This is a genomic window from Pseudonocardia sp. EV170527-09, from assembly GCF_008369905.1.
GTDB lineage: Bacteria > Actinomycetota > Actinomycetes > Mycobacteriales > Pseudonocardiaceae > Pseudonocardia.
On record NZ_VRMC01000323.1, the window covers coordinates 1 to 517 of the forward strand.

At 55.5% G+C, this 517-nt stretch carries 1 protein-coding gene; it reads left to right on the top strand.

What is annotated here, in order from left to right; genetic code table 11:
- Positions 1-251 precede the first annotated feature (251 nt).
- Positions 252-517 (top strand): hypothetical protein (locus FVA95_RS29340; RefSeq protein ID WP_205016047.1); only part of this gene is annotated, 266 nt, incomplete at its 3' end.

Genomic DNA, 517 nt, shown 5'->3' on the forward strand with positions numbered 1-517 from the left:
AGCATGCGATGGATCCGCATAAAAGGGATCTTCGATCACGCCGCAATCAGCGGAATCGAGCGACGATATCAGACGCGCCGTGAGGATAGCCACGTTTCATTGCATATCCCGTCCTCAGTCGAGTTATCGACGTTCGTGGGGGAGCTAGTAGCAGCGGGCATTGAACCGACCTCGATTCACGTCGGCGAGTGGTCCAGTCCCGCCTGCGCAGGCTCTCCGACAGAGAACGACAGACTGAAGGTGATAGCGCAATGACGTGGACGCTGACCTTGGCCCGCCAGTTTGGCGCTCATTTGCTGCGCCTGTACTGGGAGCAGCGCAGCTATCGTACCTCGCTCGCCTTGGGTGCGCTATCCTCGACAGTCGCTCTCGTCCAGTTTTTCTTGATGGGACATTTCCTGCAACAGGGTAATACCTTCGAGGGAATTCAGCTCTATGGCGGAAATATTGTCAGCTTTCTGCTAACGGGGTCAGTTTTTACTGGCTTTGTTGTTGTCGGGCTGAACGCATTCAGTGG